Annotated in this window: 22 protein-coding genes; 18 read left to right on the forward strand and 4 right to left on the reverse strand. The window is 54.0% G+C overall.

Going from position 1 to position 25,317, the window contains the following annotated elements:
• Nucleotides 1-74 precede the first annotated feature (74 nt).
• From murQ to tadA, 4 genes are read left to right on the forward strand one after another with little or no spacing between them, the layout of a single operon-like run.
• Nucleotides 75-968 carry an N-acetylmuramic acid 6-phosphate etherase gene (gene murQ, locus AC6EMZ_RS05965; protein WP_498401515.1) on the forward strand — a complete coding sequence of 298 codons (894 nt, stop codon included), beginning with the start codon at nt 75-77 and terminating at the stop codon, nt 966-968.
• Between the two features lie 16 nt (nt 969-984).
• Nucleotides 985-2,346 (forward strand): PTS transporter subunit EIIC, encoded by a 1,362-nt coding sequence (locus AC6EMZ_RS05970; protein ID WP_498401516.1) that lies wholly within the window; start codon nt 985-987, stop codon nt 2,344-2,346.
• A 3-nt stretch (nt 2,347-2,349) separates the two neighbouring features.
• Nucleotides 2,350-2,985, forward strand: a complete 636-nt coding sequence (gene yfhb / locus AC6EMZ_RS05975; protein WP_498401517.1) for a phosphatidylglycerophosphatase C — start codon at nt 2,350-2,352, stop codon at nt 2,983-2,985.
• Nucleotides 2,986-3,009: 24 nt separating this feature from the next.
• Nucleotides 3,010-3,549 carry a tRNA adenosine(34) deaminase TadA gene (gene tadA / locus AC6EMZ_RS05980; protein ID WP_498401518.1) on the forward strand — a complete coding sequence of 180 codons (540 nt, stop codon included), beginning with the start codon at nt 3,010-3,012 and terminating at the stop codon, nt 3,547-3,549.
• Here the strand turns inward: tadA and mltF are convergent.
• Nucleotides 3,437-4,987 carry a membrane-bound lytic murein transglycosylase MltF gene (gene mltF / locus AC6EMZ_RS05985; protein WP_498401519.1) on the reverse strand — a complete coding sequence of 517 codons (1,551 nt, stop codon included), beginning with the start codon at nt 4,985-4,987 and terminating at the stop codon, nt 3,437-3,439. The two genes, tadA and mltF, sit on opposite strands and share 113 nt — an antisense overlap.
• 266 nt (nt 4,988-5,253) lie before the next feature.
• Here mltF and purL point away from each other — a divergent pair, with 266 nt between their 5' ends.
• The 5 genes from purL (at nt 5,254) to glnB (ending at nt 13,620) form a co-directional block, all read left to right on the forward strand.
• Nucleotides 5,254-9,141 (forward strand): phosphoribosylformylglycinamidine synthase, encoded by a 3,888-nt coding sequence (gene purL / locus AC6EMZ_RS05990; protein ID WP_498401520.1) that lies wholly within the window; start codon nt 5,254-5,256, stop codon nt 9,139-9,141.
• Nucleotides 9,142-9,673: 532 nt separating this feature from the next.
• Nucleotides 9,674-11,101 (forward strand): two component system sensor histidine kinase QseE/GlrK, encoded by a 1,428-nt coding sequence (qseE, locus tag AC6EMZ_RS05995; RefSeq protein WP_498401521.1) that lies wholly within the window; start codon nt 9,674-9,676, stop codon nt 11,099-11,101.
• 1 nt (nt 11,102) lies between these two features.
• The gene (gene qseG, locus AC6EMZ_RS06000) at nt 11,103-11,867 is read left to right on the forward strand and encodes a two-component system QseEF-associated lipoprotein QseG (protein ID WP_498401522.1); all 765 of its coding nucleotides are present in this window, start codon (nt 11,103-11,105) and stop codon (nt 11,865-11,867) included.
• A complete protein-coding gene (glrR, locus tag AC6EMZ_RS06005) occupies nt 11,864-13,201 on the forward strand; it encodes a two-component system response regulator GlrR (RefSeq protein ID WP_498401523.1) in 1,338 nt (445 codons plus the stop codon). The genes qseG and glrR overlap by 4 nt, the downstream gene beginning before the upstream one ends.
• An 80-nt stretch (nt 13,202-13,281) precedes the next feature.
• Nucleotides 13,282-13,620: a nitrogen regulatory protein P-II gene (gene glnB / locus AC6EMZ_RS06010; RefSeq protein WP_002914032.1), complete on the forward strand. Its 339-nt coding sequence runs from the start codon at nt 13,282-13,284 to the stop codon at nt 13,618-13,620.
• A gap of 39 nt (nt 13,621-13,659) precedes the next feature.
• On the opposite strand, the gene hmpA is transcribed toward glnB, so the two are convergent.
• Nucleotides 13,660-14,850, reverse strand: coding sequence for an NO-inducible flavohemoprotein (gene hmpA / locus AC6EMZ_RS06015; RefSeq protein ID WP_498401525.1), 1,191 nt, complete (start codon nt 14,848-14,850; stop codon nt 13,660-13,662).
• Between the two features lie 303 nt (nt 14,851-15,153).
• Between hmpA and glyA the strand changes: the two genes are divergently transcribed.
• Together glyA and AC6EMZ_RS06025 are read left to right on the forward strand one after the other, a co-directional pair.
• Nucleotides 15,154-16,407 carry a serine hydroxymethyltransferase gene (glyA, locus tag AC6EMZ_RS06020; protein WP_498401526.1) on the forward strand — a complete coding sequence of 418 codons (1,254 nt, stop codon included), beginning with the start codon at nt 15,154-15,156 and terminating at the stop codon, nt 16,405-16,407.
• 196 nt (nt 16,408-16,603) lie between these two features.
• Nucleotides 16,604-17,749 (forward strand): 3-phenylpropionate MFS transporter, encoded by a 1,146-nt coding sequence (locus AC6EMZ_RS06025; protein ID WP_498401527.1) that lies wholly within the window; start codon nt 16,604-16,606, stop codon nt 17,747-17,749.
• A 4-nt stretch (nt 17,750-17,753) separates the two neighbouring features.
• On the opposite strand, the gene csiE is transcribed toward AC6EMZ_RS06025, so the two are convergent.
• Entirely contained in the window at nt 17,754-19,031 is a 1,278-nt protein-coding gene (csiE, locus tag AC6EMZ_RS06030) for a stationary phase inducible protein CsiE (protein WP_498401528.1), read from the reverse strand.
• Nucleotides 19,032-19,155: 124 nt separating this feature from the next.
• Between csiE and AC6EMZ_RS06035 the strand changes: the two genes are divergently transcribed.
• Together AC6EMZ_RS06035 and AC6EMZ_RS06040 are read left to right on the forward strand one after the other, a co-directional pair.
• Complete coding sequence (locus AC6EMZ_RS06035) at nt 19,156-19,794, forward strand: DUF1007 family protein (protein WP_498401529.1); 639 nt, start codon at nt 19,156-19,158, stop codon at nt 19,792-19,794.
• On the forward strand, nt 19,785-20,765 hold the full coding sequence (locus AC6EMZ_RS06040; protein WP_498401530.1) for a nickel/cobalt transporter: 981 nt from the start codon (nt 19,785-19,787) through the stop codon (nt 20,763-20,765). The genes AC6EMZ_RS06035 and AC6EMZ_RS06040 overlap by 10 nt, the downstream gene beginning before the upstream one ends.
• An 84-nt stretch (nt 20,766-20,849) precedes the next feature.
• Here the strand turns inward: AC6EMZ_RS06040 and suhB are convergent, their stop codons facing one another.
• Nucleotides 20,850-21,656: an inositol-1-monophosphatase gene (gene suhB / locus AC6EMZ_RS06045; protein WP_498401531.1), complete on the reverse strand. Its 807-nt coding sequence runs from the start codon at nt 21,654-21,656 to the stop codon at nt 20,850-20,852.
• Between the two features lie 136 nt (nt 21,657-21,792).
• Between suhB and trmJ the strand changes: the two genes are divergently transcribed.
• From trmJ to iscA, 5 genes are all read left to right on the forward strand, one after another.
• A complete protein-coding gene (gene trmJ, locus AC6EMZ_RS06050) occupies nt 21,793-22,527 on the forward strand; it encodes a tRNA (cytosine(32)/uridine(32)-2'-O)-methyltransferase TrmJ (protein WP_498401532.1) in 735 nt (244 codons plus the stop codon).
• A gap of 149 nt (nt 22,528-22,676) precedes the next feature.
• Entirely contained in the window at nt 22,677-23,168 is a 492-nt protein-coding gene (gene iscR / locus AC6EMZ_RS06055) for a Fe-S cluster assembly transcriptional regulator IscR (protein WP_059179455.1), read from the forward strand.
• Nucleotides 23,169-23,285: 117 nt separating this feature from the next.
• On the forward strand, nt 23,286-24,500 hold the full coding sequence (locus AC6EMZ_RS06060) for an IscS subfamily cysteine desulfurase (RefSeq protein WP_498401533.1): 1,215 nt from the start codon (nt 23,286-23,288) through the stop codon (nt 24,498-24,500).
• A gap of 23 nt (nt 24,501-24,523) precedes the next feature.
• Nucleotides 24,524-24,910: a Fe-S cluster assembly scaffold IscU gene (gene iscU / locus AC6EMZ_RS06065; protein ID WP_005120408.1), complete on the forward strand. Its 387-nt coding sequence runs from the start codon at nt 24,524-24,526 to the stop codon at nt 24,908-24,910.
• Between the two features lie 13 nt (nt 24,911-24,923).
• Nucleotides 24,924-25,247: an iron-sulfur cluster assembly protein IscA gene (gene iscA / locus AC6EMZ_RS06070; RefSeq protein ID WP_015960021.1), complete on the forward strand. Its 324-nt coding sequence runs from the start codon at nt 24,924-24,926 to the stop codon at nt 25,245-25,247.
• Nucleotides 25,248-25,317 lie beyond the last annotated feature (70 nt).

The following is a 25,317-nucleotide window of genomic DNA, read 5'->3' on the forward strand; positions in this document are numbered from 1 at the left end:
ATACTCGCCTGAATGAATTTTATATTCCATTATAGTACGGTTATTATGAATTAAAAATTCTTGAGGTGTAAAAGATGAATCTAGGCCAGTTAGTTTCTGAAACCCGTAATCCGCAAACCATGGATCTCGATGCGCTCTCCACGCTTGACCTTGTAACCCGTTTTAATCAACAGGATACGCTGGTCGCGCAGGCAGTGAAAGAGACATTGCCCGAGGTGGCGAAAGCCGTTGACGCCGCCGCACAATCGCTGAAAAGCGGGGGGCGCATTATTTACATGGGTGCAGGGACCAGCGGACGTCTTGGCGTACTTGATGCTTCTGAATGCCCGCCGACGTTTGGTGTCCCTCACGGTCTGGTTATCGGGCTTATTGCCGGAGGTCCAGGCGCACTGCTAAAGGCGGTTGAGGGGGCGGAAGATAATAAACAGCTCGGGGAGGACGACCTCAAAGCACTGAACCTGACCGCAGAGGATTTGGTGGTAGGTCTTGCCGCTTCCGGACGTACACCTTATGTCATTGGGGGGCTCGAATATGCCAATCAGCAAGGTTGCACCACTGTCGCTATCTCCTGTAACCCGGGTTCCCCGATTGCGCAGGTGGCGGCTATTGCCATCTCTCCGGTTGTGGGGCCAGAAGCACTGACTGGCTCAACGCGCCTTAAGTCCGGGACCGCGCAAAAGCTGGTGCTCAACATGATCTCTACGGGCGCAATGGTGAAATTCGGTAAGGTCTATCAAAACCTGATGGTGGATATGAAAGCCTCTAACATCAAGCTGGTAGATCGGGCCTGCCGTATGGTGGTGGAAGCTACGGGCGCGAGCCGTGAGGAAGCCGAAGCGGTACTCAAACAAACCGATCATGATGTTAAACCGGCCATTTTGATGATCCTCAGCGGGCTGGACGCCGCTGCCGCACGAGCAAAACTTGATGCGCACCAGGGATTCTTGCGGGCTGCATTAGAAAACTAGAACAGCAGAGGCGTATATGGAAAAAACAGCAGCGCTCGCCAGCGATATTTTGCAGGGGATTGGCGGGGAGAAAAATATTCTGCGTCTGGAAAACTGCATGACGCGTGTGCGGGTTGAAGTTCAGGATGACGAAAAGCTCGATCTCGCTCGCCTGAAAACGCTTTCTGGCGTGAGTGGCTATGTTAAGCAAGGGGCGCAGCATCAACTGATTGTCGGCCCCGGCAAAGCCGCAAAAGTTGTGGACGCAATGCGTGCGCTGATGGGCGCAGAAGGTTCGGTTGCGATTGATGACGCCGATCGCAATAAAGCGCAGGCGAAAGCCAAATATAAAGCCCCAATGAGCGATGCGCTGCGACAGTTGGCAAACGTCTTTATTCCGCTGATTCCTGCCTTTATCGCCTCTGGTCTGATAACCGGGATTATCAACATCCTCAAGCGCCCGGATATCGTTGGGGATTTCGCTACGCACTATCCCAATATGCTCGGAATTTTGGGCATTTTTGGCAGCGCAGTGTTTGCCATCATGAACATTCTGGTTGGCGTCAACGCCGCGAAAGTTTTTGGCGGATCGCTGGCAATGGGTGGGGTGATGGCAGGGATCCTTTCCAGCCCGCAGCTGGCGCAGATCACCCTGTTTGGCGAGGCATTACAGCCAGGACGTGGCGGAGTCATTGCGGTGCTGCTGGTGGTGGTCCTGATGTGTTGGATTGAGAAACGGCTGCGCAACGTTTTGCCCGGCTCGATTGAACTGATCCTTAACCCGCTGCTGACGACGCTAATTACGGGCACTATCGCTATTGTGGCCCTACAGCCGCTGGGGGGCTTGATCTCCGATGCCATTGCGCACGGTGCTTCTCTGGCTATCGATCGTGGTGGTCTGGCAGTAGGTGCGATTCTGTCCGGGACCTTCCTGCCGCTGGTGCTCACGGGCTTACATCAGGGTCTGGTGCCCATTCACGTGGAGCTGGTGCAGGCTCATGGGTATAACGCGCTGCTGCCGATTCTGTCGATGGCGGGCGTAGGGCAGGTTGGTGCGGCGATTGCAGTACTGATGAAAACCCGTAACCAGCGTTTGAAAAAAGTCATTAAAGGGGCACTGCCAGTAGGATTATTGGGTATTGGCGAGCCCCTTATTTTTGGGGTCACGTTGCCGCTCGGCAAGCCTTTCCTGGGAGCATGTCTGGGAGGTGCGGTTGGCGGTGCGCTCATTAGTTACTGGAAAGTGGCGACGGTCATTACCTTTGGGATTTCCGGTTTACCACTGGCATTAACCATCGTGACCGGAAAAGTCATGTTCTATCTGTTAGGCTATCTGGTAGCGGTAATTGCCGGGTTCTTGTTTACCTGGCTTTTAGGGTTCAACGATCCAGAGGAGTAAGGTTTGGCTAATCACGAGCGTCGTGTCGTTTTTTTTGATTTAGACGGAACGCTGCATCAGCAGGACATGTTTGGCACATTTATGCGCTATCTGCTGCGTCGACAGCCTCTAAACGCGCTGCTCGTGCTGCCGCTTTTGCCGGTGATTGGCATGGCGTTGTTGATGAAAGGACGTGCGGCGCGGTGGCCGATGAGCCTGCTGCTGTGGGGCTGCACTTTCGGCCATAGTGAGGTGCGCCTCAAGCAGCTGGAACAGGATTTTGCCGTCTGGTTTCGCGGTCACGTCACCGCGTTTCCGGTCGTCCAGGATCGTCTGACGCATTATTTGAATGCCAATGATGCCGATATCTGGCTAATAACCGGTTCGCCCCAGCCGCTGGTGGAGCAGGTCTATTTCGATACGCCGTGGCTCCCGCGCGTCAATCTTATCGCCACGCAAATTGGCCGCGCCTATGGTGGATGGGTGCTGACGATGCGCTGCCTTGGGCATGAGAAGGTGGTGCAACTCGAGAAAAAAATTGGTACGCCGCTGCGTCTGCACAGTGGTTACAGCGACAGTAAACAAGATAACCCGCTGCTGTATTTCTGCGAGCATCGCTTTCGCGTCACACCATCAGGTGAACTTCAGCAACTGGAATAGTGTTAACCATAACGGGTGTGTATAATGCGCCCGCTTTCCAGACTGGAGTATTACCCGTTGTCCGACCTCGAACTCAATCATGAATACTGGATGCGCCACGCGCTCAACCTGGCCCAACGTGCCTGGGACGAGGGCGAAGTGCCCGTGGGTGCCGTACTGGTGCATAACAATCAGGTGATTGGTGAAGGCTGGAATCGCCCGATCGGTCGTCACGATCCTACCGCTCACGCCGAAATTATTGCGCTGAGGCAGGGCGGGTTGGTGCTACAAAACTATCGTCTGCTGGAAACCACGCTGTACGTCACCCTGGAGCCTTGTGTCATGTGCTCCGGCGCGATGATCCACAGCCGCATTGGTACGCTGGTCTACGGTGCGCGTGATGAAAAGTCCGGTGCGGCAGGTTCGCTGTTGGATGTGCTTGGGCATCCAGGTATGAATCATCAGGTACAGATTATCGGCGGGGTGCTTGCACCAGAGTGTTCGGGGCTATTAAGTGATTTCTTTCGAATGCGCCGTCAGCAGAAAAAGCAACAAAAGGCAGAATTGAAGTTGTCGGATGATTAACTTCATTCAGTGATACCACCGGATAACTCTGCGCCAGTTGTTTAGCCTCGGTCACTTCCTTCTCTTTTTCCATCAGATAACCGACCAGGCTTATCTGATATTTACGGATATTTTCCACGTAAGCATACGCTTCGTGCCCGCGCGCATAGCCGTAGGTCAGCTTGTTATACCAGGGCTTTTGGCTAAGCAACGGTAAGCGTTGTTTAACATCAGACCAGCTATCCGGATTGCCTTTGGTTTTGGCCGTCAACGCGCGTGCATCGAGCATGTGCGCGTAACCCATGTTATACGCCGCCAGCGCAAACCAGATACGTTCCTCTTCAGGCACGGTTTCCGGCACTTTCGCCATCATGTCCTGCAAATAACGTGCGCCGCCGCTAATGCTCTGTTCAGCATCGGTACGATCGGTCAGACCAAGGCTTTGCGCCGTATTCTTGGTCAGCATCATTAGCCCGCGCACGCCGGTCGGTGAAGTGGCTTGCGCGTCCCAATGTGATTCCTGATAGGAAATTGCCGCCAGCAAACGCCAGTCGATCTCCTGAGCATATTTCTCAAACAATGGCTGAAGATCCGGGAGTACGCTGTCTACCGAGCGCAGGAAAATACGCGTATCGACATAGTCGAAGTCGCCGCCATGCCCGAGATACTTTTCCTCAAGACGTGCCAGCGTGCCGTCTTCATTCATCGAGTTAAAGAAATCGAGCATCGCTGCACTGAGCGTTTGATCGTTATCCAGCGGGCTAAACCAGGTGACAGGCTGCTCGTCGGTGACATCGAGGGCGACGGCAATTTCTGGGTGCACGCGCTGGAACAGGCTTATCGCGACGGAGTCGGCGATGGTGTAAGCCAGCTTTTTATCCTTCACTTGCTCAAGTAACGCCGTCGTACCCAGCTTCTCATCGACCTTCCAGCTAAGCTCGGGGAATTTAGTCTCTTGCAGGGCTCGCAGATCGTCGATGACCACATGACCTGGTGCGATGGTCAACTGCTGCTCGTTGAGCGCTGCCAGCGTCCGCGGACGCACGTTGCCGACGCGATACACCAGCTGTTGGGATACGGAATAGTAGGTCGGCCCCGGCTGATAGCTCTTACTGCGCTCGCTGTTATAGACCAGACCCGCAGCCAGCATGTCAGCATTGTCGTTATCAAGATCGTCAAAGAGCTGGCTGATATTTTGACGCACGGTGATAGTCAGCTTTACGCCAAGGTAGTCGGCGAACTGTTGTGCCAGCTCATAGTCAAGGCCGATGATTTTGCCGTTAACGTTGCTATACGTCAGCGGGGAACTAATGGTACTGACGCGCAATTCCCCCCGCGACTGAATCGCGGCGATGCGGTTTTCGGCTTTACCGAACCAGGGAATTGATGGCCATAAGGCCGCTGCCAGCAGCAAGGTGACGATGCCGATGAGCAGATAATTAATCTTGAATTTTTTCAATTAGTTAATTCTCTGCGCCGTGCGATGCCTCAGTGTGCTGTAGTCATGTTATGAATAAGGTTTACCATTGATTGAGCGGCATTTTGCGCAAACTTGCGCCAGTTGGCAACAAATTAGAGAGTTCGGTCACATCTATTGATAAAAACAAATGTCGATTTTATTTCCACGCAAACGGTTTCGTCGAGGCTCAGGATTCTCTATAATGACGCCCGTTTTCCCCTTGCGCACACTGTAAGCGCCTCAGGCGCTTCGAAGACGAGAGACTTATGATGGAAATTCTGCGTGGTTCGCCTGCACTGTCTGCCTTCCGTATCAACAAACTGCTGGCACGTTTTCAGGCAGCCGACCTTCCGGTAAGCACTATATACGCTGAGTATGTCCATTTTGCTGACCTGAACGCGCCGTTGAACGCGCAGCAGCAAGAGCAGCTCGGGCGCCTGCTTAAGTATGGCCCGAGCCTGAGTAGCCACACGCCAACCGGCAAACTTATTCTTGCGACGCCTCGCCCGGGTACCATCTCCCCCTGGTCTTCCAAAGCGACTGACATCGCCCATAACTGCGGCCTGAGCCAGATTAACCGTCTGGAACGTGGCGTGGCGTACTATGTTGAAGCCTCAACGCTGACCGCGGAACAGTGGCAGACGGTGGCTGATGAACTGCACGATCGCATGATGGAGAGTGTGTTTGCCTCTCTGGACGACGCGCAGCAGCTTTTTGCTCATCACCAGCCTGCACCGGTGCAAAGTGTGGATCTGCTGGGGCAGGGGCGTCAGGCACTGATTGATGCCAACCTCCGCTTAGGTCTGGCGCTGGCGGACGACGAGATTGATTACCTGCAGGATGCGTTCGTAAAGCTGAATCGCAACCCTAATGACATCGAACTGTATATGTTCGCGCAGGCCAACTCTGAGCACTGCCGTCACAAAATTTTCAACGCCGATTGGGTAATCGACGGCGTAGAGCAGCCGAAGTCGCTGTTCAAGATGATTAAAAACACCTTCGAGAAAATCCCCGATCACGTGCTGTCAGCTTATAAAGACAACGCTGCGGTAATGGAAGGTTCCGACGTGGGTCGCTTCTACGCCGATCGTGAAGCAGGGCGTTACGACTTCCATCAGGAGCCAACGCATATCCTGATGAAAGTCGAAACCCATAACCATCCAACGGCGATTTCGCCCTGGCCGGGTGCGGCTACCGGTTCCGGTGGCGAAATTCGCGATGAAGGCGCAACAGGTCGTGGCGCTAAGCCAAAGGCGGGTCTGGTTGGTTTCTCTGTTTCCAACTTGCGTATTCCGGGCTTTGAACAGCCATGGGAAGAAGATTTTGGTAAGCCAGAACGTATCGTAACTGCGCTCGACATCATGACCGAAGGCCCGCTCGGCGGTGCTGCGTTTAACAATGAGTTTGGACGCCCGGCGCTGAACGGCTACTTCCGTACCTATGAAGAGAAAGTCGAGAGCCACAACGGTGAAGAGCTGCGCGGCTACCACAAGCCGATCATGCTGGCGGGCGGGATCGGCAATATTCGCGCCGATCACGTACAAAAAGGCGAGATCGTCGTGGGCGCGAAACTGATCGTGCTGGGCGGTCCGGCGATGAATATCGGTCTGGGCGGTGGGGCTGCCTCTTCAATGGCCTCCGGTCAGTCGGATGCCGATCTTGATTTTGCCTCCGTTCAGCGCGACAACCCGGAAATGGAGCGTCGCTGCCAGGAAGTGATCGACCGCTGCTGGGAGTTGGGTGACGCCAACCCAATCCTGTTTATCCACGATGTGGGGGCGGGCGGTCTGTCGAACGCTATGCCGGAACTGGTGAGCGACGGTGGTCGCGGCGGTCGTTTCGATCTGCGCAAGATCCTGAGCGACGAACCGGGCATGAGCCCGTTAGAGATCTGGTGTAACGAATCACAGGAACGCTATGTCATGGCGGTGGCAGCCGATCAGCTTCCGCTGTTCGATGAGCTGTGCCGTCGCGAGCGCGCTCCGTATGCGGTTATCGGTGAGGCAACAGAAGAACTGCACCTGACCATGAACGACCCGCATTTTGACAACCAGCCTATCGACCTGCCGCTGGACGTGCTGCTGGGCAAAACCCCGAAAATGACCCGCAACGTGCAAACCCGTAAAGCCGTTGGTAAACCGCTGGATCTTCACGGTATCACTATTGCCGATGCGGTAAATCGCGTTCTGCATCTGCCTGCGGTAGCGGAAAAAACCTTCCTGGTCACCATTGGCGACCGCTCGGTCACCGGCATGGTGGCGCGCGATCAGATGGTTGGACCATGGCAAGTACCGGTTGCGAACTGCGCTGTTACCACCGCGAGTCTCGATAGCTATTACGGTGAAGCGATGGCGCTCGGTGAACGTACCCCTGTCGCGCTGCTGGATTTTGCGGCCTCTGGTCGCCTGGCTGTGGGCGAAGCGCTGACCAATATTGCCGCCACGCAAATTGGCGATATCAAGCGTATTAAGCTTTCTGCAAACTGGATGGCTGCTGCTGGTCACCCGGGCGAAGATGCAGGCCTTTACGAAGCGGTTAAAGCGGTGGGTGAGGAGCTTTGTCCAGCGCTGGGTCTGACGATTCCAGTTGGCAAAGACTCCATGTCGATGAAAACCCGCTGGCAGGAAGGCAGCGAGCAGCGCGAGATGACCTCTCCGCTGTCGCTGGTTATCACCGCTTTTGCGCGCGTAGAAGATGTGCGCCATACCATCACGCCGCAGCTGTCGACCGAAGATAACGCCTTGCTGCTGATCGATTTGGGCAAAGGTCATAACGCGCTGGGCGCAACGGCTTTGGCGCAGGTATATCGCCAGTTGGGTGACAAGCCGGCGGACGTGCGCGATGCCACACAGCTTAAAGGGTTCTACGACGCGATTCAGGCGCTTGTCGCGGCACGTCAACTGTTGGCCTACCACGACCGTTCAGACGGCGGCCTGCTGGTTACCCTGGCGGAGATGGCCTTTACTGGCCACTGCGGCGTTGAAGCTAACATTGCAGCGCTTGGCGACGATCGTCTGGCCGCGTTGTTCAATGAAGAGCTGGGCGCGGTGATTCAGGTTCGCGCTGCGGATCGTGACACCGTCGAAGCGGTACTGGCGCAACATGGTCTGGCTGACTGCGTGCATTATCTGGGTAAAGCCGTAACTGGCGATCGTTTTGTCATTGAAGCTGATGGCCATGCGGTATTCAGCGAAAGCCGTTCTACGCTGCGTATGTGGTGGGCGGAAACGACCTGGCAGATGCAGCGTCTGCGTGATAACCCTGAATGCGCCGATCAAGAGCACGACGCGAAAGCCAGAGATAACGATCCGGGCCTGAACGTGAAGCTCACCTTCGACATCAGTGAGGATATTGCTGCGCCATACATTGCTACCGGCGCGCGTCCAAAAGTCGCGGTTCTGCGCGAGCAGGGCGTTAACTCCCATGTGGAGATGGCGGCGGCATTCCACCGCGCGGGCTTTGATGCCATCGATGTACACATGAGCGACCTGCTGGCAGGCCGTATTGGTCTGGAAGATTTCCAGGCGCTGGTAGCCTGCGGTGGATTCTCTTACGGTGACGTACTGGGCGCGGGTGAAGGCTGGGCGAAGTCCATTCTGTTCAACCATCGCGTGCGCGATGAGTTCGAAACCTTCTTCCACCGTCCACAAACGCTGGCGCTGGGCGTGTGCAACGGCTGCCAGATGATGTCGAATCTGCGTGAGCTGATCCCCGGCAGTGAAGCCTGGCCGCGCTTTGTGCGTAACCAGTCCGATCGCTTCGAGGCGCGCTTTAGCCTGGTTGAAGTGACACAAAGCCCGTCTCTGCTTCTGCAAGGCATGGTCGGTTCGCAAATGCCAATCGCGGTTTCACATGGCGAAGGCCAGGTCGAAGTGCGCGATGCGGCGCATCTCGCGACGCTGGAAAGCAAAGGTCTGGTGGCGCTGCGCTTCGTGGATAACTTTGGCAAGGTGACGCAAACCTACCCAGCCAACCCGAACGGTTCAGCAAACGGCATCACTGCGGTGACCAGCGAAAGCGGTCGCGTTACGGTGATGATGCCGCATCCGGAGCGCGTTTTCCGTACCGTGAGCAACTCCTGGCACCCAGAAAACTGGGGCGAGGATAGCCCGTGGATGCGCATCTTCCGCAATGCGCGCAAACAGCTCGGTTAACGTTTAGTTTTTGAACTTCTCAGCCCGGTAAGCACAGCCTGCCGGGCTTTTTTATTGGTGTCGTGAATGCACGACAAAGAGCATATTACAGTGTCTCCAAATGGAGACACGTAACTCACTGATTTTTATAGTAGTCCAGAAGTCGCTTATAAGGTGTTGCTAATAAGCGACACGTAGCCTGGAAATCATTCAGTGAATAACTAACGTGTTATTGTAGTAATAATCATACTTTTCAGCATGTTAAAAATTTATTTTGCTTTTTGGCATGAGTGTTGCATAATATTAACCAGTGGCTCATTCACCTTCTTATGTCAGCCCCTTCGGGACGCGCTACATAAACTTCGAATGACGCACAAAAAGGTGCCTGCCGTCCAACTACTGATTATAGCTCTGCTTTATCAGACCCCGGGCGAAACGTCGAGTAAGGCACCGCCTCATTGCATAACAAAGCCGGGTTTTTACCCGGCTTTGTTGTATCTGAAGGACAGACTCGGTTAGTCTCTCTTAACCCCTTTTCAGAGAGAGTAATGCGTTGAAACGCTGGTCCCTTTTTCCTCGCTCCCTGCGACAGTTAGTAATGATGGCATTTTTGCTGATCTTGTTACCGCTGCTGGTTTTGGCATGGCAGGCGTGGCAGAGCCTCAATGCGCTCAGCGCCCAGGCCGCGTTAACCAATCGCACAACGCTCATCGATGCCCGTCGCAGCGAGGCCATGACCAATGCTGCGCTGGAGATGGAACGTAGCTATCGTCAATATTGTGTCCTGGACGATCGCACGCTGGAAAAGGTCTATCAAAATCAACGCAGACGTTACAGCGAAATGCTTGATGCCCATGCGGGTGTGCTCCCTGACGATAAGCTCTATCAAACCTTGCGTCAGGATCTCAACGATCTGGCCCAGCTACAGTGTAAAAACAGCGGCCCTGATGCTGTCGCAACCACTCGCTTAGAAGCTTTTGCCAACGCTAATACCGAAATGGTGCAATCGACGCGCACGGTCGTTTTCTCTCGCGGGCAGCAGCTTCAGCAGGAGATCGCGGAGCGCGGTCAATTCTTTGGCTGGCAGGCACTGGTGCTGTTTCTGGTGAGTCTGGGGCTGGTATTGCTGTTCACGCGTATGATAATCGGCCCGGTGAAAGGGATAGAGCGGATGATCAATCGACTGGGAGAGGGAAAGTCGCTTGGGAATACTGTTGTATTCAAGGGGCCACGCGAATTGCGATCCGTCGGGCAACGGATCATCTGGCTTTCCGAACGTCTGGCGTGGCTGGAATCTCAGCGCCATCAGTTTTTACGCCACATCTCCCACGAACTAAAAACGCCGCTTGCCAGCATGCGTGAAGGCACCGAGCTGTTGGCAGACGAAGTTGCAGGACCGCTGAGTCCTGAACAAAAAGAGATTGTCGATATTCTCGACGCCAGCAGCCGTAATCTGCAAAAGCTGATTGAGCAACTGCTGGATTACAACCGCAAGCTCGCCGATGGTGCCGTTGAGCTCGAAAAAGTAGAAATTGAACCGCTGGTGGATATGGTCCGTTCTGCGCATAGCTTGCCTGCACGGGCTAAAATGATGCGTACTGAGATCGATCTTCAGGAGCCGGTTTGTTATGCCGAACCTATGCTGTTAATGAGCGTGCTGGATAATCTTTATTCCAATGCGGTGCACTACGGTACTGAATCCGGTAACATTTATATTCGCAGTTTTACCAACGGTTCGCGGGTGTGTATCGACGTCGCCAACACCGGTACTCCTATTCCGGATGACGAAAAAGTGATGATTTTTGAACCCTTTTTCCAGGGAAGTCATCAGCGAAAAGGTGCGGTAAAAGGAAGTGGTTTGGGCTTAAGCATTGCCCGCGACTGCATACGACGTATGCATGGAGAGTTACACATCTCGCACGATGTTCGCGCCGATGTTTGCTTTCGTATCGAACTGCCTCTTGAGCCGAAAAATCAATGAAATGAATCTAAGTCTGGTGAGTATGTCACACGTCCTTTTCCGCGCGATTAACGCGGCGTTTTCCAGCAAAATCTTACGATTAGGCCTGCCATGTCTCTTCCTGGCCGGATGTGTTTCTCATACGCCAAAAAGTGCTATCAGCGACAAACAAGACGATAAATTGCCTGAGCACCAGTTGGCGGATTTCTTATCAACAGAGTGCGATAACATCTGGTTGCTTGCAGGCCATGACGTTGAAGCTAACCCGCTTTTCTGGCTGCGCAGTATGGACTGTGCCGACCGTCTTGCTCCAGCCGCAGCGCGTGCGCAGGCCCATCAGTGGGCGGACGACACCTGGCAGGACACCTTTAAACGCGGCATCCTGCTGGCTAACGCCAAAATCAATCCGGTTGAGCGTCGTGCCAATACCACGCGCCTCGATGCGTTGAGCCCACAAATTCCGGCGCAGGTGCGTCCGCTTTATCAGCTTTGGCGGAACGGGCAGGTGTTGCAACTCCAGCTTGCCGAAGAACGCTCTCGCTACAGCAAGCTGCAACAATCTGCCGATGGCGAGCTGGACACGCTGCGTCAACAGCAACAGTACTTACGCTCACAGCTTGATACCACCACCCGCAAGCTGGAAAATTTGACGGATATCGAGCGGCAACTTTCCACCCGTAAACCGGCCAGCAACTATTTGCCGGACGGCTCGAAAGGCGGTGCACATTCGACGTCCACGCCGGACCCGGATGGTGATATACCGAAACAAGAGGATGTGAAGCCATGACAAGCCGCAAACCTGCCCATCTCCTGCTGGTGGACGACGATCCCGGCTTGCTTAAGCTGCTTGGGATGCGTCTGGTCAGTGAAGGCTATAGCGTCGTCACCGCCGAAAGCGGGCAGGAGGGGTTAAAAGCGCTGGGGCGCGAAAAAGTCGATCTGGTGATAAGCGACCTGCGCATGGACGAAATGGACGGCATGCAGCTGTTTGTTGAAATCCAGAAGCTCCAGCCAGGCATGCCAGTGATTATTTTGACGGCGCACGGTTCTATTCCTGATGCAGTCGCCGCTACCCAACAAGGGGTATTCAGCTTCCTGACCAAGCCGGTAGATAAAGATGCGCTGTACAAAGCCATCGATGACGCACTTGAGCACTCGGCACCGTCCGTGGATGAAAAATGGCGTGAATCGATCGTTACCCGTAGTCCGATTATGCTGCGCCTGCTCGAACAGGCGCGGATGGTAGCGCAATCGGACGTCAGCCTGCTGATTAACGGCCAGAGCGGAACCGGTAAAGAGATCTTCGCCCAGGCGATTCACAATGCCAGTCCGCGCAGCAAAAATGCGTTTATTGCCATTAACTGCGGGGCGCTGCCGGAACAACTTCTGGAGTCCGAACTCTTTGGCCACGCGCGCGGCGCATTTACCGGCGCGGTAAGCAGCAGGGAAGGGCTATTCCAGGCTGCGGAAGGCGGCACGCTGTTTCTCGATGAGATTGGCGATATGCCCATCCCTTTGCAGGTCAAACTGCTGCGCGTCTTGCAGGAGCGAAAAGTCCGCCCGCTGGGCAGCAATCGGGATATCAATATTAACGTGCGTATTATCTCCGCGACGCACCGTGATTTGCCCAAGGCGATGGAGCGCAAAGAGTTTCGAGAAGATCTCTATTACCGCCTGAACGTGGTGAACCTAAAAATTCCTGCACTAGCGGAACGAGCAGAAGATATTCCCCTGCTGGCAAACCATCTGCTGCGTCAGTCGGCTGAACGGCACAAACCTTTTGTTCGCGCGTTTTCTACCGATGCGATGAAACGCCTGATGACAGCCGCCTGGCCGGGTAACGTACGCCAGCTGGTGAACGTGATTGAACAGTGCGTGGCGCTGACTTCATCGCCGGTCATTGGCGACGCGCTCGTAGAACAAGCCCTGGAAGGGGAAAATACCGCGCTGCCGACGTTTGTTGAGGCACGCAATCAGTTCGAACTAAACTATTTGCGTAAGTTATTGCAGATAACCAAGGGCAACGTGACGCACGCTGCGCGCATGGCCGGACGCAACCGTACCGAGTTTTATAAACTGCTGTCGCGCCACGAGCTGGAAGCCAACGATTTTAAAGAGTAATACCGCAAAAACCGATTCAATATGATACTGTGAGCAATCGATTACGAGGCTGCAAACAGGCAAGCGTTTAAGGACCCACCATGAAAAAAATTGATGCGATTATTAAACCTTTCAAACTGGATGATGTACGTGAAGCGCTGGCGGAAGTCGGCATCACGGGGATGACGGTAACGGAAGTGAAAGGCTTTGGTCGTCAAAAGGGCCACACCGAATTGTACCGTGGCGCAGAGTACATGGTGGACTTCCTGCCGAAAGTGAAAATCGAAATTGTGGTGACCGACGATATCGTGGATACCTGCGTGGATACCATTATCCGTACCGCGCAGACCGGTAAAATTGGCGACGGCAAAATCTTCGTCTTTGATGTGGCTCGCGTCATTCGTATTCGTACGGGTGAAGAAGACGACGCGGCAATCTAATCCACATAATTCCCCTCCCGTCCGGGAGGGGACATCTCATTACAACACCTTATGCGGGCCGAAACATTCGTAATGAATGTTGTCTTTGTTCACGCCCAGCTCAACCAGCTGCTTCGCGGCAAACTGCATAAATGCCACCGGACCACATACGTAGAATTGCATCTCCGGTGCGCTGAACAGACCTTCGTGCTGACGTAAATCAATCAAACCTTCGCTGTCAAAACGTGGCGCTGCGCGATCGGCATCCGTCGGCAGGCGATACCAGGTGTGGGCAGCAAAGTGTGGCAGAGTGGTTGCCAGGGCTTTTACTTCATCTGCGAAGGCATGCACATCGCCATTTTCCGCTGCATGGAACCAGTTCACCTGTGCGCTATGGTTGGTTTTGGCAAGCGTGTCCAGCATCGCCAGCATGGGCGTCTGGCCAACGCCCGCTGAAATAAGAGTCACTGGCGTGTTGGTTTCGACGGCCATGAAGAAATCACCAGCAGGCGATGCCAGATGAACCACGTCGCCCACGTTAGCGTGATGATGCAGCCAGGTTGAAACCTGTCCGCCGTCTTCGCGTTTCACCGCGATGCGATAGCCTTTCCCGTTCGGTTTGCGGGTCAGGGAATACTGACGGATTTCCTGATGCGGGAACCCTTTCGGCTTCAACCATACGCCCAAATATTGGCCTGGCTGATAATCAGCAACAGGCAGACCATCTACAGGTTCAAATTCAAAACTGGTAATCAGCGCGCTGCGCGGGGTTTTCTCAACGATGCGGAAGGCGCGAGTGCCTTCCCAGCCGCCGCTCTTTTCTGCATGTTCGCTGTAAATTTGTGCTTCACGGTTGATAAACACGTTTGCCAGCACGCCGTAAGCTTTACCCCACGCATCCAGCACTTCCTGGCCTGGGTTATACAATTCGTCCAGCGTCGCCAGCAGGTGCTCACCAACAATGTTGTACTGCTCAGGTTTGATCTGGAAGCTGGTGTGCTTCTGCGCAATTTTTTCGACCGCGGGCAGCAGAACCGCCAGGTTTTCGAGGTTGCTGGCATAAGCCGCGATAGCGTTAAACAACGCTTCACGTTGATCGCCGTTGCGCTGGTTGCTCATGTTGAAAATTTCTTTGAGCTCAGGATTGTGCGCGAACATACGATCGTAAAAATGCGCGGTGAGTTTAGGACCGGTTTCCACTAGCAGCGGAATAGTAGCCTTAACGGTAGCGATGGTTTGAGCGTCTAACATAGCAACTTCCTTCAATGTCATTTATAAGTTTCATTTTAAATGCATCTTATAAAAAATAACCCTGCGTTGTAAATGGTTCTTTGCAACGTGAAAAATATGCATCACAAACCTGAAAAGAAATCCGTTGAAATTCACCAGGCCTTTATTCTACAAACCCTTGCGTGGCGTGGAGGTAATCGTTTGCGTAAAATCGTTTGTCAAGACCTGTTATCACAGAACGATTCGGTTATACTGTTGCCCGTTGTCCAACAGGACCGGCTTTTTAAGCCAAAAATTTATCGTTAGCTGAGTCAGGAGATGCGGATGTTAAAGCGTGAAATGAACATTGCCGATTATGATGCCGAACTGTGGCAGGCTATGGAGCAGGAAAAAGTACGTCAGGAAGAGCACATTGAACTGATCGCCTCCGAGAACTACACCAGCCCGCGCGTCATGCAGGCGCAGGGTTCTCAGCTGACCAACAAATATGCTGAAGGTTATCCGGGCAAACGCTATTACGGCGGTTGCGAGTACGTTGATATCGTTGAACAACTGGCGATTGATCGTGCAAAAGAACTGTTTGGCGCTGACTACGCAAACGTGCAGCCGCACTCTGGCTCTCAGGCTAACTTCGCGGTCTACACCGCACTGCTGCAACCGGGCGATACCGTTCTGGGTATGAACCTGGCACAAGGTGGTCACCTGACTCACGGTTCTCCGGTTAACTTCTCCGGCAAACTGTACAACATCGTTCCTTATGGCATCGACGAAGCCGGTAAAATTGACTACGAAGACATGGCCAAGCAGGCGCAGGAACACAAACCGAAGATGATTATCGGTGGCTTCTCTGCTTATTCCGGCGTGGTTGACTGGGCAAAAATGCGTGAAATCGCAGACAGCATTGGTGCATATCTGTTCGTCGATATGGCACACGTTGCAGGTCTGATTGCCGCAGGCGTTTACCCTAACCCGGTTCCACATGCACACGTTGTGACCACCACTACCCACAAAACCCTGGCGGGTCCGCGCGGCGGCCTGATCCTGGCGAAAGGCGGTAGTGAAGAGCTGTACAAAAAGCTGAACTCAGCTGTTTTCCCAAGCGCTCAGGGCGGCCCGCTGATGCACGTCATCGCGGCTAAAGCCGTGGCGCTGAAAGAAGCCATGGAGCCAGAGTTCAAGGTTTATCAGCAGCAGGTTGCTAAAAACGCCAAAGCGATGGTCGAAGTGTTCCTGAATCGTGGCTACAAAGTGGTTTCTGGCGGTACTGAGAACCACCTGTTCCTGCTGGATCTGGTAGACAAAAACCTGACCGGTAAAGAAGCAGATGCGGCGCTTGGCCGTGCGAACATCACCGTGAACAAAAACAGCGTGCCAAACGATCCGAAAAGCCCGTTTGTGACTTCTGGCATCCGTATTGGTTCTCCAGCGGTGACTCGCCGTGGCTTCAAAGAAGCCGAAGTGAAAGAGCTGGCTGGCTGGATGTGCGACGTTCTTGATAACATTAATGACGAAGCGGTCATTGAGCGTATCAAAGGTAAAGTGCTGGATATCTGCGCGCGTTTCCCGGTTTACGCCTAGTTCTGCAATGCAGAAATAATAGAGGCCGCGCAAGCGGCCTTAATTTTTTGTTGTTCTTTAGACATTTCGTCCTCACGGCGCGCTGAGCTGCAATTCCACGTATAAATAGCCAATTCCCCGTAATTGCTCTGCGCGACTCAGCTTGCACCCGCCCCTTTTTAACGCCAGACTAGCGCCTCCAAAACGGGAGGGATTCATGGTTTTGCATTCCACACGCTGGCTGGCGCTCAGCTATTTTACCTATTTCTTTAGTTACGGCGTTTTTCTGCCTTTCTGGAGCGTCTGGCTCGCAGGGATTGGCCTGACGCCAGAAACCATCGGTATTCTGCTGGGAGCGGGCCTGGTGGCGCGTTTTCTGGGGAGTTTGCTGATTGCCCCGCGCGTGAGCGATCCCTCTTTGCTGATCAAGGCCATGCGCATTCTGGCGCTGCTCACGCTGGTCTTTCTGGCGGCCTTCTGGGTGAGCCAGCAGTTTGCCTGGCTGATGGTGGTGATGGTCGGTTTCAACCTCTTTTTCTCGCCGCTGGTGCCGCTGACGGATGCGTTAGCAAATACGTGGCAAAAACAGATAACGATGGACTATGGCCGCGTACGCCTGTGGGGCTCGGTTGCCTTTGTGATTGGCTCGGCGCTGGTGGGTAAGCTGGTCAGCCTTTATGACTACCACGCGATTCTGGCGCTGTTAAGCGTGGGTATTGCCTCGATGTTGCTGGGAATGCTGCTGCGCCCGTCGATTATGCCGCAGGGCGAAAACCGCCAACAGGAAAGCGATAGCGCAGGATGGCCCGCGTGGCGGACCTTGATTACCCAGAGCTGGCGTTTTCTGGCGTGCGTGTGTCTGCTCCAGGGAGCACATGCGGCATACTATGGGTTTAGCGCAATCTACTGGCAGGGGGCGGGTTATTCGGCTTCGGCGATAGGGTATCTCTGGTCGCTCGGGGTGGTGGCGGAGGTCATTATCTTCGCCCTGAGCAAAAAGCTTTTCCGCCGCTTTGGTGCGCGGGATTTGCTGTTGCTCTCTGCCGTTTGCGGCATCTTACGCTGGGGCATTATGGGCTGGACCACCGAGCTGCCGTGGCTCATCGTGGCGCAGATCCTTCACTGCGGCACCTTTACCGTGTGCCATCTTGCCGCGATGCGTTATATCGCTGCGCGACAGGGAAGCGAAGTGATTCGCCTCCAGGCCGTCTATTCCGCCGTGGCGATGGGCGGCAGCATTGCAGTGATGACTGTTTTTGCCGGTTTCCTCTATCAACACCTGGGGCACGGCGTGTTCTGGGTGATGGCGGCGGTAGCGCTGCCAGCGCTGTTCGTTCGTCCCAAAGTGGCGGCGCGGACGTAATTCGTTAAGATTCCAGCATGACGCGAATATGTTCTTGCTGCTGCGCATTCAACGTCTCTACGGCATGAATGAGCGGCGGTGAGAACAGCGGCAGGGCGGTGGCGTAAGGTGTAATCACCAGCGCCGCCTCACGTGGGGCGCCTTCTTTCTGAAAGGCCTGTAGCGTGAGATAGCGAATGTTGAGCGGCAGTAAGGTCAGTTCCCTGAGCTGTTCCTCAATGATGACTTCACAGGCTTTATCATCACCCGTGAGTAACACGACCTGCTTTTCGTGCAGATCCGTTTCCTGCATCAGCCAGGCACCAAAAATCACGGCGACCAGACTCATCTCTTCTTCCGAAAACCGCAGCCCAAACTCGGCCTCAATTTCAAACAAAACGTCGCGCGTAGTGCGCATCAGGCGGGGATAAAGACGCGCAATCTCCTCGGGCAGGCTGTTGTCGATACCAATGCCAAAGAGGGAGCGATCGAGCGCCTGCGCAATATGAATGTACAGCTGATCCGTTAAGCCCTGTTCATCACTAAAACGCATCCCCGTTTGCCCGCGAAAGCGACCTATCATGCGAGTAATGGCACGACGCAGGCGTTCATCCTGCTGGTGTACATCCCGAAGCGGATCGGGCGTTCTTAACATCATAAACAGCAGGGACAGGAAGATGTGCTCGTCAATATGGGGCATTTGCAACACGCGGCGCTGCCAGTGGCGGACGATTTCCTCCGCCGTAGAATATTCACCACGTGATTGAGTCCAGTTGCGCTGAATCGGCGAAAACAGCGGTGTCTGGCCCAAATGATGTTGAATCAGGCAATATTGCAGATAGAGCTGCAAAAACTGGATATCACGACACTCAAACTGGCGCTGCAGGCGGCGCGAGCAGAAGTTAATCAGCGCGCGCAGGTTGGTATCGTCATAAAGCGTGCGCGCAATTCCCAGTTGTTTAAGTTCAGTTTTAAGCGCTGGGGTAAACTGGCGGGAAACAAAATGCGGACAAAGGCGCAGCGCCCGACGTAACCACTGCAACAGGCATAAGCGTTGATCGAGGGTCGTGCCTTCAATCCGGTAGCTGCCGTCATGGTGCGTGGTGATGTCTAGCCGGTGATAGCGCTGGATTTCAAAGCGGGTCTCGGCTATATCTTGCCGTGCGGTATCATCATCGACCCCATTGATATCAACAATGGTTTGCGGGGTAACGGCAAAGCCGGGCTGATAGAGCATCAACAGTACCTGGCAGCGGCGCTGCGAACTGGAAAGCACAGATGGGGTTTCGAGTGTCGTCATCATCTGTCGGTATCCAGTGTGAGTATTCGATAAGAATAGCTAAAGGATGAACGCAAGAAAGCGCGCCGGTGGCTCTTTCCTTCAGGAATGCGGGAGAACATCACAGAATTTATGACGTGAGGAAACGATGCAAATAGTTAAACACAGCGCCAGTGCGTTATTTTTTGCGGTTTTATCTTTCACCGCTGCCGCGCATCCTCATAGTTTTATCAGCCTGAAAACGGAACTGGTGGCTGATGATATGCAGCTTACTGGCCTGAAAATGCGCTGGACGATGGATGAAATCACCTCTGCGGACCTGCTCTACGATGCGGGTAACGCGAAACCGGGCGATGAAATCTGGAAAAAACTGGCGGCAGAGGTAATGGCGAACGTGCTAGGTCAGCATTACTTTACCGAGTTCTGGCATAACGGGCAGAAGGTTAAGTTTCTCAATCGACCGACGACTTACGCAATGGCGCGCGACGGTCATCAGGCGGTGCTGACCTTTATATTGCCCCTGGCTCAACCGCAGCCGTTAGCCGGACAAAAATACACGTTCTCCACCTTTGACCCCACTTACTACGTCGATATGAGTTATACCGAAGACAGCGACGTCACGCTGCCCGCCGCGCTGCAACAACGCTGCAAGCTGGCGGTCCACACCCCGAATCCCAGCGAAGAAACGCTGAATTTTGCGATAGCACTTGATAAAGAAGACGCCCCGCCGGAGGACATGGAATTGGGTAAACAGTTTGCACAACAGGTGACGTTGCAATGTCAGTAATCTCACCGCCACTGAAGAAAAAACCGCGCTGGCTACATCTATGGCCGCTGGCGCTGTTCCTGATCCTGGCGGCGTTTGGCGCGCTGTGGCTATGGCAGGCGTGGCCGCAGGTGATGATGAAAAGCATCATCTGGCAGCGAGAGGTGAATCAGCAGATGAGCGGCTTGCTGAAAGCCGTTGCCGAGAATCCGACCAAAGCGGGGGGCTCGCTGCTGATCTTTAGCTTCCTGTACGGCGTACTGCATGCTCTCGGTCCGGGGCATGGAAAGATCGTTATAACGACCTGGCTTGCGACCCATCCTTCGAAACTGAAATCGAGTATTGGCCTGACGCTGGCCTCGTCGTTATTACAGGGCTGCGTGGCGATCGGGCTGGTTGTGGTGGTCCTGACGTTGCTGCAATTACCTGCCCGTCAGCTGCATCTGAGCAGTTTCTGGCTGGAGAAGGGCAGTTACGCGCTGGTGGGGGTGCTGGGGATCATGCTGTGCTGGCGAGCGCTCAAAAAACTACGCGCATTAATGCAGAAACCGAAATTTAAGGCGTTTACGCCGCACCACGTTCACGATGCCCACTGCGGCTGTGGGCATCAACATCTGCCTACGCAGGAGCAGCTCCAGAGCGGTGACGACTGGCGTGCGCGACTGATGATTATTTTATCGATGGGACTGCGTCCCTGTTCCGGGGCGATCATGGTACTGCTGTTCAGTAAGGTGATTGGGGTATTTAACTGGGGCGTGATGTCTGCGCTGGCGATGGCGGCGGGAACGTCGTTGACGATTACGTCTCTGGCGTTACTGGTTCATAGCTTTCGCCAATTAGCGGTCAAACTGAGTGGGAATAAAGCACCGGTGCTGTGGCGACAGGTTGGCTGGACGACGCTGGCATTGGCAGGAGGGGTGATACTGCTGGTGGCTTCGGTCACGATGTGGATGAGTGCGGTGCTGGTCGGAAGAGGGTTGAGACCGTTTTGACATCGCCGGATGGCGCTACGCTTATCCGGCCTACAATAATATCTCGTAGGCCCGGTAAGCGTATCGCCACCAGGCAAAACCGAATTAACGCTTCAGCGCATCACTCAGTTCATCACGCATGCTCGCCAGCATAGATTTCACTACGCGTGGGTTACCCGCAACGATGTTACCGCTCGTCAGGTAGTTATGACCGCCGGTGAAATCGCACACCAGTGCGCCAGCTTCACGAGCAATCAGATCGCCCGCGGCAAAATCCCATGGCTTAAGCGCAATTTCGAAGTAACCGTCAACGCGGCCAGCGGCAACGTAGGCCAGATCCAGCGCAGCAGAACCAGAACGACGGAAATCCGCACATTCAGTGAACAGCTTGCCAAGGATTTTCATATAGGTGGTCGCGTGCTGTTTGGCTTTGAACGGGAAGCCCGTTGCCAGAATAGTGCCATCCAGATCGCGAGCGTTGGTGCCGCGCAGACGATAACCGTTCAGCTGTGCGCCCTGACCACGGGTCGCGGTGAACAATTCGTTACGCATTGGATCGTAAACTACAGCAACTTCAGTACGGCCTTTGATGCGCACTGCAATAGAAACGGAGAAATGGGGAAGACGTTTGACGAAGTTGGTGGTGCCATCCAGCGGATCGATAATCCATTGAACATCCTGATCTTCGCCTTCATTCTCACCGCTTTCTTCGGCAATAATGGTGTGCTGCGGGTAAGATTTGCGAATGGTTTCGATAATAATCGCTTCTGCGGCTTTATCGACGTTAGTCACAAAGTCATTGCTGCCTTTCTGGCTGGTTTCTACAGAATCTGGAGTTTCGTAGTGTTTGGCAATTACATTACCCGCCTTGCGCGCTGCGCGCACGGCGATGGTCAACATAGGATGTTGCATCGGTTACTCTCACTGGATGTTAAAGAACAGGGAAGCTAAAACGGCGCAGAGTATAGCAGCGAGTTCTGATCATGTCTCTTCTTTATGATAATATGCCCGAATATTCTTCAGACACTGAACTCAGAAAACTAAAATTATGCTGCAAAATATCCGAATCGTACTGGTCGAAACATCGCATACCGGCAATATGGGCTCTGTGGCCCGTGCCATGAAAACCATGGGGTTAACCAATCTTTGGCTGGTCAATCCACTGGTGAAGCCAGACTCCCAGGCGATCGCGCTGGCAGCGGGTGCCAGTGACGTCATTGGCAACGCCCACATCGTCGATACCCTTGACGAAGCGCTGGCCGGTTGTAGCCTGGTGGTCGGCACTAGCGCTCGCTCGCGTACGCTACCGTGGCCGATGCTCGATCCGCGCGAATGTGGCCTCAAAAGCACGCAAGAAGCCGAACACGCGCCGGTCGCGTTGGTGTTTGGTCGTGAGCGCGTCGGTCTGACCAATGACGAATTGCAAAAATGTCACTATCACGTGGCTATTGCTGCGAACCCGGAATACAGCTCGCTGAATCTGGCGATGGCGGTACAGGTTATTGCTTATGAAGTGCGTATGGCCTGGCTGGCCACGCAGGAAAAAGAGCCTGTCACCGGAGCAGAAGATACGCCGTATCCGCTGGTGGACGATCTGGAGCGTTTCTACGGTCATCTGGAGCAAACGCTGCTGACCACCGGTTTTATCCGCGCGTCACATCCGGGTCAGGTCATGAATAAGCTGCGCCGTTTGTTTACCCGCGCCCGCCCGGAAACGCAGGAACTGAACATCCTGCGCGGGATGCTGGCTTCTATTGTTGAGCAGAAGAACAAAGACCAATAAACGGCACGGAAGGTTAAATACCTGACTAAAACAGTCAAGTAAATAGTTGACCATTTTAGTCGGGAATGTCAGACTTGCTCCTGCTATGCAATACCCCCATTTTACAATAAAAAACCCCGGGCAGGGGCGAGTTTGAGGTTAAGTAAGACATGAGACTGACATCTAAAGGGCGTTATGCCGTGACCGCGATGCTGGACGTTGCGCTCAACTCCGAAACGGGCCCGGTTCCGTTGGCAGATATTTCTGAACGTCAGGGTATTTCCCTGTCCTATCTGGAACAGCTGTTCTCCAGATTACGTAAAAACGGATTGGTTTCCAGCGTTCGTGGCCCAGGCGGCGGATACTTGCTGGGTAAAGATGCGGGCAGTATTGCCGTTGGCGAAGTGATTAGCGCGGTTGACGAATCTGTCGACGCGACCCGTTGCCAGGGTAAAGGCGGTTGTCAGGGCGGCGATAAATGCCTGACCCACGCGCTGTGGCGCGATCTGAGCGACCGTCTGACCGGCTTCCTGAACAACATCACCCTGGGTGAACTGGTGAATAACCAGGAAGTTCTGGATGTGTCGGGCCGTCAGCAGAGCCATGAAACACAACGCAGCACCCGCGCGCAAGACGCAATCGACGTTAAGTTACGCGCGTAATAAAACGATAAGAATTTTAGAATCAGGCCGGGGCGTCTGCGCCCCGTCTACTCGGTCGTACATCCAGCCGGTAGCCTGGTTCCTTGCATTGAAGCAATGTACGGAGTTTATAGAGCAATGAAATTACCGATCTATCTCGATTACTCCGCAACCACGCCGGTGGACCCGCGTGTTGCCGAGAAAATGATGCAGTGTCTGACCCTGGACGGAAACTTTGGTAACCCAGCTTCCCGTTCACACCGTTTTGGCTGGCATGCTGAAGAGGCGGTTGATATCGCCCGTAATCAGATTGCCGAGCTGGTTGGTGCCGATCCGCGTGAAATTGTTTTCACCTCCGGTGCGACCGAATCCGATAACCTGGCGATTAAAGGTGCGGCCAATTTCTATCAGAAAAAAGGCAAGCACATCATCACCAGCAAAACCGAACACAAAGCCGTGCTGGATACCTGTCGTCAGCTGGAGCGTGAAGGGTTTGAAGTCACCTATCTCGCCCCGAAAAGCAACGGTATCATCGACCTGAAAGAGCTCGAAGCGGCGATGCGTGATGACACTATTCTGGTCTCCATCATGCACGTGAACAACGAAATTGGCGTGGTTCAAGATATCGCGACTATCGGCGAAATGTGCCGTGCACGCGGCATCATCTATCACGTTGACGCCACCCAGAGCGTGGGCAAACTGCCTATCGACCTGAGCCAGCTGAAAGTTGACCTGATGTCCTTCACCGGCCACAAGATCTATGGCCCGAAAGGTATCGGCGCGCTGTACGTTCGTCGTAAACCCCGTATCCGCATCGAAGCACAGATGCACGGCGGCGGTCACGAGCGCGGCATGCGTTCTGGTACTCTGCCTGTTCATCAGATCGTCGGCATGGGCGAAGCCTACCGTATTGCGAAAGAAGAGATGGAATCCGAGATGGCGCGTCTGCGCACTCTGCGTAACCGTCTGTGGGACGGCGTGAAAGATATGGAAGAAGTGTATCTGAACGGCGACCTCGAGCAGGGCGTACCAAACATTCTCAACGTCAGCTTCAACTATGTTGAAGGCGAATCGCTGATTATGGCGCTGAAAGACCTTGCCGTTTCTTCCGGTTCTGCCTGTACTTCTGCAAGCCTCGAGCCATCCTACGTGCTGCGCGCGCTGGGTATGACCGACGAGCTGGCACACAGTTCTATCCGTTTCTCTTTAGGTCGCTTCACTACCGAAGAAGAGATTGACTACACCATCAAGCTGGTTCGTAACTCCATTGGCCGTCTGCGTGATCTTTCTCCACTGTGGGAAATGTTCAAACAGGGCGTGGATATCAACAGCATCGAATGGTCACATCACTAATCGGTAGGTAAGGAGATTCAATCATGGCATACAGCGAAAAAGTTATTGATCATTACGAGAACCCACGCAACGTTGGCTCTTTCGACAACAGCGACGAGAGCGTTGGCAGCGGCATGGTTGGCGCACCAGCGTGTGGCGACGTGATGAAGTTGCAGATCAAAGTCAACAATGAAGGTATCATTGAAGACGCGCGTTTCAAGACCTATGGTTGCGGTTCTGCAATCGCCTCCAGCTCCCTCGTGACAGAGTGGGTTAAAGGCAAGTCTCTGGACGAAGCACAGGCAATTAAAAATACCGATATTGCTGACGAACTCGAACTGCCACCGGTGAAAATTCACTGCTCTATTCTGGCAGAAGACGCGATTAAAGCCGCTATTGCGGACTACAAAAGCAAACGTGAAGCAAAATAATTGAGGTTTGAGTATGTCGATTACCCTTAGCGACAGCGCTGCCGCGCGAGTAAGCTCCTTCCTGGAGAACCGTGGTAAAGGCTATGGCCTGCGACTGGGCGTGCGTACCTCCGGCTGTTCCGGTATGGCTTATGTACTGGAGTTTGTGGACGAACCGGCGACCGATGATACCGTGTTTGAAGACAAAGGTGTGAAGGTAGTGATCGATGGCAAGAGCCTGCAATTCCTCGATGGCACTCAGCTGGACTTCGTTAAAGAAGGCCTGAACGAAGGGTTTAAATTCACCAACCCGAACGTCAAAGATGAGTGTGGTTGCGGCGAAAGCTTCCACGTATAGTCGCGCTGTACCCTAAGAACCCCACGCGTAGTACTCCTGCGGTGGGGTTTGTTTTAATTGGCTAACCCTG

Source organism: Enterobacter sp. SCRI0065 (assembly GCF_059766475.1).

Coding starts and splice junctions, on each gene's coding strand:
- murQ (WP_498401515.1), top strand. CDS start 75: ATGAATCTAGGCCAGTTAGTTTCTGAAACCCGTAATCCGCAAACCATG.
- AC6EMZ_RS05970 (WP_498401516.1), top strand. CDS start 985: ATGGAAAAAACAGCAGCGCTCGCCAGCGATATTTTGCAGGGGATTGGC.
- tadA (WP_498401518.1), top strand. CDS start 3,010: ATGCGCCCGCTTTCCAGACTGGAGTATTACCCGTTGTCCGACCTCGAA.
- purL (WP_498401520.1), top strand. CDS start 5,254: ATGATGGAAATTCTGCGTGGTTCGCCTGCACTGTCTGCCTTCCGTATC.
- qseG (WP_498401522.1), top strand. CDS start 11,103: ATGAATCTAAGTCTGGTGAGTATGTCACACGTCCTTTTCCGCGCGATT.
- glrR (WP_498401523.1), top strand. CDS start 11,864: ATGACAAGCCGCAAACCTGCCCATCTCCTGCTGGTGGACGACGATCCC.
- glnB (WP_002914032.1), top strand. CDS start 13,282: ATGAAAAAAATTGATGCGATTATTAAACCTTTCAAACTGGATGATGTA.
- hmpA (WP_498401525.1), bottom strand. CDS start 14,850: ATGTTAGACGCTCAAACCATCGCTACCGTTAAGGCTACTATTCCGCTG.
- glyA (WP_498401526.1), top strand. CDS start 15,154: ATGTTAAAGCGTGAAATGAACATTGCCGATTATGATGCCGAACTGTGG.
- AC6EMZ_RS06025 (WP_498401527.1), top strand. CDS start 16,604: ATGGTTTTGCATTCCACACGCTGGCTGGCGCTCAGCTATTTTACCTAT.
- csiE (WP_498401528.1), bottom strand. CDS start 19,031: ATGATGACGACACTCGAAACCCCATCTGTGCTTTCCAGTTCGCAGCGC.
- AC6EMZ_RS06035 (WP_498401529.1), top strand. CDS start 19,156: ATGCAAATAGTTAAACACAGCGCCAGTGCGTTATTTTTTGCGGTTTTA.
- AC6EMZ_RS06040 (WP_498401530.1), top strand. CDS start 19,785: ATGTCAGTAATCTCACCGCCACTGAAGAAAAAACCGCGCTGGCTACAT.
- suhB (WP_498401531.1), bottom strand. CDS start 21,656: ATGCAACATCCTATGTTGACCATCGCCGTGCGCGCAGCGCGCAAGGCG.
- trmJ (WP_498401532.1), top strand. CDS start 21,793: ATGCTGCAAAATATCCGAATCGTACTGGTCGAAACATCGCATACCGGC.
- iscR (WP_059179455.1), top strand. CDS start 22,677: ATGAGACTGACATCTAAAGGGCGTTATGCCGTGACCGCGATGCTGGAC.
- AC6EMZ_RS06060 (WP_498401533.1), top strand. CDS start 23,286: ATGAAATTACCGATCTATCTCGATTACTCCGCAACCACGCCGGTGGAC.
- iscU (WP_005120408.1), top strand. CDS start 24,524: ATGGCATACAGCGAAAAAGTTATTGATCATTACGAGAACCCACGCAAC.
- iscA (WP_015960021.1), top strand. CDS start 24,924: ATGTCGATTACCCTTAGCGACAGCGCTGCCGCGCGAGTAAGCTCCTTC.